Source organism: Microcoleus sp. PH2017_24_DOB_U_A (assembly GCF_020738205.1).
Classification (GTDB): Bacteria; Cyanobacteriota; Cyanobacteriia; order Cyanobacteriales; family Microcoleaceae; genus Microcoleus.
On record NZ_JAEQCT010000198.1, the window covers coordinates 1 to 4,207 of the forward strand.

The 4,207-nt window shown below is 43.6% G+C and carries 7 protein-coding genes and 2 pseudogenes; 8 read left to right on the top strand and 1 reads right to left on the bottom strand.

Annotation, left to right across the window (positions count from 1 at the left end; all coding sequences use genetic code 11):
- Positions 1–327: pseudogene (locus JGK07_RS32885) on the top strand (hypothetical protein); the annotation flags it as partial.
- Here JGK07_RS32885 and JGK07_RS32890 read toward each other — a convergent pair.
- Positions 246–740, bottom strand: a complete 495-nt coding sequence (locus tag JGK07_RS32890) for a hypothetical protein (protein WP_293243579.1) — start codon at positions 738–740, stop codon at positions 246–248. The pseudogene JGK07_RS32885 and the gene JGK07_RS32890 sit on opposite strands and share 82 nt — an antisense overlap.
- A gap of 520 nt (positions 741–1,260) precedes the next feature.
- Here JGK07_RS32890 and JGK07_RS32895 point away from each other — a divergent pair.
- From JGK07_RS32895 to rpoC2, 7 genes and pseudogenes are all read left to right on the top strand, one after another.
- A complete protein-coding gene (locus JGK07_RS32895) occupies positions 1,261–1,878 on the top strand; it encodes a hypothetical protein (protein ID WP_293243582.1) in 618 nt (205 codons plus the stop codon).
- A gap of 92 nt (positions 1,879–1,970) precedes the next feature.
- Entirely contained in the window at positions 1,971–2,138 is a 168-nt protein-coding gene (locus tag JGK07_RS32900; RefSeq protein WP_293243585.1) for a hypothetical protein, read from the top strand.
- Between the two features lie 58 nt (positions 2,139–2,196).
- On the top strand, positions 2,197–2,460 hold the full coding sequence (locus JGK07_RS32905; RefSeq protein ID WP_293243588.1) for a hypothetical protein: 264 nt from the start codon (positions 2,197–2,199) through the stop codon (positions 2,458–2,460).
- 62 nt (positions 2,461–2,522) lie between these two features.
- A complete protein-coding gene (locus tag JGK07_RS32910; RefSeq protein WP_293243591.1) occupies positions 2,523–2,807 on the top strand; it encodes a hypothetical protein in 285 nt (94 codons plus the stop codon).
- A complete protein-coding gene (locus tag JGK07_RS32915; protein ID WP_293243594.1) occupies positions 2,804–3,298 on the top strand; it encodes a type II secretion system protein in 495 nt (164 codons plus the stop codon). The genes JGK07_RS32910 and JGK07_RS32915 overlap by 4 nt, the downstream gene beginning before the upstream one ends.
- A complete protein-coding gene (locus JGK07_RS32920; protein WP_293243597.1) occupies positions 3,291–3,653 on the top strand; it encodes a hypothetical protein in 363 nt (120 codons plus the stop codon). Before JGK07_RS32915 ends, JGK07_RS32920 begins: the two co-directional genes overlap by 8 nt.
- A gap of 37 nt (positions 3,654–3,690) precedes the next feature.
- Positions 3,691–4,207 (top strand): annotated as a pseudogene (gene rpoC2 / locus JGK07_RS32925) (DNA-directed RNA polymerase subunit beta'); the annotation flags it as partial.

A 4,207-nucleotide genomic window follows, 5' to 3' on the forward strand; every position in this document is an offset into this window, starting at 1 on the left:
GTTGCTGACTGTCAAGTCGGACGATATGCAGGGTAGAAATGAAGCCTTGAATGCGATCGTCAAAGGCAAAGCCATCCCGCGCCCCGGTACGCCGGAATCCTTCAAAGTGAGTCGTGCGAGAGTTGCAGTCTTTGTGCTTGGACATTGCCGTGCACAAGGTGAATACGAACGACGAAGGCAGCGAACACGTAGAAGTTGATTTGATGGCGGATGCTGGTGGGCGGCGATCGCCCTCGCTTGCCTGCTTACGAATCTAATAAATTGAGTTGTTTGGGTGATTCTTCTTCTTGGAGCCAATCAGGCAACCAACTGCGATCGCCATATTGATATTTTTTATCTAACAGCGGAAATAGGTAAATCGGAACATCCCGATATTTGGCATAAGCAATCGTCAGCCAAGTCCCACTTCCTTCTGCTTTGGGATTAGAGCAAGGTTTGCAATCAGACGGACAAAGTTTATTCGGAAAACCATAGAGCCAAGGGTCTGAGAGTTTTGAAATTGAATCGATCATTTGTTTCGATCGCGCTGCAAAATGCCAGCGCTGGTTTCCTTTTCGCTCGCAAATAGTCAAAGTCTTTTTGTAATAGCTAGCAGCCCGAACAATGAAATTATCAAGCCCCGGCGCATCGCCAACGTGCCAGTCAGCATTCTGAGTTGCAATAAAATATTGCAAATCCTGATAAATCCTTTGTTCTTCTGCTGCCGTCAATTTTCGCGGCCCCGTAAATGCAATTTGCATAATTATCTCATTTATCTTTCCTACACTATTCTAGTATATGGCGGTATACCGTCAATATATAAGTTTTTTCTATAGCCCGATCTATTGACATATGGCGGTATACCGTCAATATATAACTTTTCTATAGCCCGATCTATTGACATATGGCGGTATACCGTCAATATATAAGTTTTTTCTATAGCCCGATCTATTGACGTATGGCGGTATACCGCGATAGACTTGAGAAAGTTAAACGAACCTTGAAAACTACATAGCTGTCAAAAATGGACTATCTAATTTGCAAGAAGTCAGATGATTTATGGCTGTTTTGGAATGGCAATCGCTTTACAAAGTTTATTTCTGAGGCAATGCTACTTTCCAAGAAAGAAGCAATCACAGCCAAAAGAAAAAACCAAAGTTTTTACTCGGAGACCTTAGAAATCCGACATCACAAGGATTTTTACACAGTTTAATTAAAAACCACCTGCTTAGAATTGGACCTCGCAGCAGGTGGCAACCCCCAATTACAAAGGAGTCAATAATGATGCTACCACTTTTTCAGTTTGAAATCAATGCCATTCAGGCAGAAATTAATGCCCTGAAAATAGAAGTCGAAAAGTACGAACAGGCAGAAATCCTCATCAATAGTGCTCTTGCAGATTTACAAAAAGCAATCGGGCAAATCAAATCCATCGCTCCGAGTACAATCGTTAAATTTAAGGAAGCTGCAACGGCGTTGTTCGAGCCAGATACAGATAACAACGCAGATGGCACTAGCTGCGACGATGAAGAGTGTGATGGTTGGCAAGATATCGAAAGAGACAAACCTGTTAGCAAACCTACAAAATTTATCGCGAACTTTGAGGATAAAGTTGGCTATTTTCACACGGCTGAAGGCTATTTAGGAACGTGTTACTTGGCTTCAAACAACAAATCTAAGTTAGAAAGCTGGGGACACTATTTAGTCAAATCGAACAAAGCTTCAGGTTTTGAAATTCGTCCGGCGAAACGTTTGTTAACTTACAAGCACGAATTGAAGATTTGGGGGACGAAAAACATTCAAGAATTGTATCAAATTAATATTGATTTGATGCCTCCCTCGTCAGATTTAACAGAAAAAAATGGAAGTTTTAAAGGCTTGATAGGTCTTTCTGCTTAATTCACTGGACACTATCAGCCATTTTTACAGCATGAAAATGGCTGGTAGATGCTTAGTGCGAATGGCATCGAAAAACCAATCAAATAACTCAAATGAAACCGACACAACTCAACATCAACAGCCCTAATTTTGATTACTGCGAATGGATTCAAACTGAACCAACAAAAGAGGAATTTTTAGCAGTTTGGCAGCAATTTACCGAAACAGAAAAAGCTGCTGTATTAGCAGATTACCAACAATGGTTAGTTGCTAACAGCTAAGAAAAATGCAGCCGCTATCACTATAACGGCTGCACTAACAAAATACTCAATTTCAATTATGGGGCACGTTTATTTGCTTCACTTCTCGCGGCCGATCAATCCGTCGCGTCCCGCCCAACATTACCTCGGTTGGGCTCAAGATTTAGACGAACGTCTGTGGAAACACCGCAACGGCAAAGGCTCAAGACTTTGTGCCGTAGCCCGCGAACGTGGTATCAGTTTTGTTTTAGCCGAGCTTTGGGAAGGCGATCGCTCTTTGGAGCGCCAGCTCAAGCGACAGCATAACAGCCCTCGATTCTGTCCTATTTGCGCTCGCAAATAACAAAAAACGACCCGGGTAAGTCGCTAAACTGCCCGAGTCAACTTTAAAAAACCTAGCTAATTATGACACACCAAATGTACATCCGCCAATGGGTGGAAGTAGGAGGCATTTTCTTTCCTGAAATTGGATTCGATCTAGAAGATGAAACAGACATTGAGAAGGAAGAGCGAGACAATTCCGATTTAGCAATTGACTACTTTCATGCAGGCTGGTTTGATTCTTTGTTTACCGAACATTTACCCGAACAACTCAAAGGCGATCGTATTTTTGATTACCTCTGCGGTTGGTACACTCAAAAACACGAACTTGAAGTTGCACTTAAGAATTGTCAGGAGGGGGAATTTTGAATCGCAATAAAGGATTTACCCTAATTGAGAATCTGATTCTAGTTGTGCTTTCGGGAATATTTGCAGCAATTGCTGCGCCGGGGTGGCTGAGTTTTATGCGGTCGATCGAAATCGATCGCGCTGCCGACCGCTTGCACTGGCAGCTTCAAAAAGCTAAATCTGAAGCCAAACGCGATCGAGCGACTTGGGAAGTTTTGATCCAAGAATCTCCTACGGGCATTAAATACTCAGTCAATCACGATGATACACAACCAGTTTGGCACACTATGCCCTTTCAAAATGCTGAAATTGACCCCGCCAACACAACTTTCTTTTTCGATAGAAGAAAACGGGCTTATCGAATGCAGTTTAATTGGCTTGGTGTTTCAAACGGTCGCCTCGGGCGGGTGACAGTGATGCACAAACAATCAAAAATCAAACGTTGTATCATTGTTTCAACTCTCTTAGGTTCAATGCGAACTGGAAAAGAAAAAGGAGGAAAATGTGACTAAAAAACCAATTTGCCCGATAGGAATAGATTGTCCTGTGGCAGCTTTTAACCAATGTACGAACTTAGAAACCTGTGAAAATCAAACTTATCCGTGGGACATTCCCTACGAAAAGAATGGCGATACTCTAACCGTTAAAAGATATGCTTTTCGTCATCTGTGGAGAAAACAAGGAACTAACCTAGACGGAGAAATGCTACTTTGTCCTTTGCCTTCTGGACAATACTTGCATATTTCCCATGATACTGAAACTGAAAGTCGGATTATGCAAGCATGGGAGGAAGCAGGATGGAAATCTGCCGATTTGATTCCTCAACCCAAAAATGACAGCGACGAAATAGATCCGATTCCTTTTTAACGATTGACAAAGCTCCGTATTCATTGCGGAGTTTTGCATTTTTGTAGACGACCTGCTGCAAGTACCGCCAATCAAACGACAACTGCTCGAAGCAGCCGAAGAAGAAATCCGAATCACCGAACAAAAATACACTAGGGGCGAAATCACCGAAGTCGAACGCTTCCAAAAAGTAATCGACACCTGGAACAGCACCTCAGAAGACCTCAAAGACGAAGTAGTCAAAAACTTCCGAGCCAGGGGAAATCATCGACTTGCCAATTAAAACCAACTTCCGCGAAGGACTCACCGTTACCGAGTACATCATTTCGTCCTACGGAGCCCGCAAAGGCTTAGTAGATACCGCCCTCCGCACCGCCGACTCCGGCTACCTAACTCGCCGATTAGTGGATGTATCCCAAGATGTCATCGTGCGGGAAGTAGAGTGCGGCACTCAGCGCGGGATTCGCGTGCGGCCGATGACCGACGGTGCGACCGTGCTCATCCCCCTGAAAGATCGGCTGCTGGGGCGGGTGTTGGCCCGAGATGTGGTCAATCCCAAAACCAAAGAAATCGTG

Excerpts from the sequence above, each read along its gene's own strand:
- JGK07_RS32890 (WP_293243579.1), bottom strand. The coding sequence starts at position 740 with ATGCAAATTGCATTTACGGGGCCGCGAAAATTGACGGCAGCAGAAGAA.
- JGK07_RS32895 (WP_293243582.1), top strand. The coding sequence starts at position 1,261 with ATGATGCTACCACTTTTTCAGTTTGAAATCAATGCCATTCAGGCAGAA.
- JGK07_RS32900 (WP_293243585.1), top strand. The coding sequence starts at position 1,971 with ATGAAACCGACACAACTCAACATCAACAGCCCTAATTTTGATTACTGC.
- JGK07_RS32905 (WP_293243588.1), top strand. The coding sequence starts at position 2,197 with ATGGGGCACGTTTATTTGCTTCACTTCTCGCGGCCGATCAATCCGTCG.
- JGK07_RS32910 (WP_293243591.1), top strand. The coding sequence starts at position 2,523 with ATGACACACCAAATGTACATCCGCCAATGGGTGGAAGTAGGAGGCATT.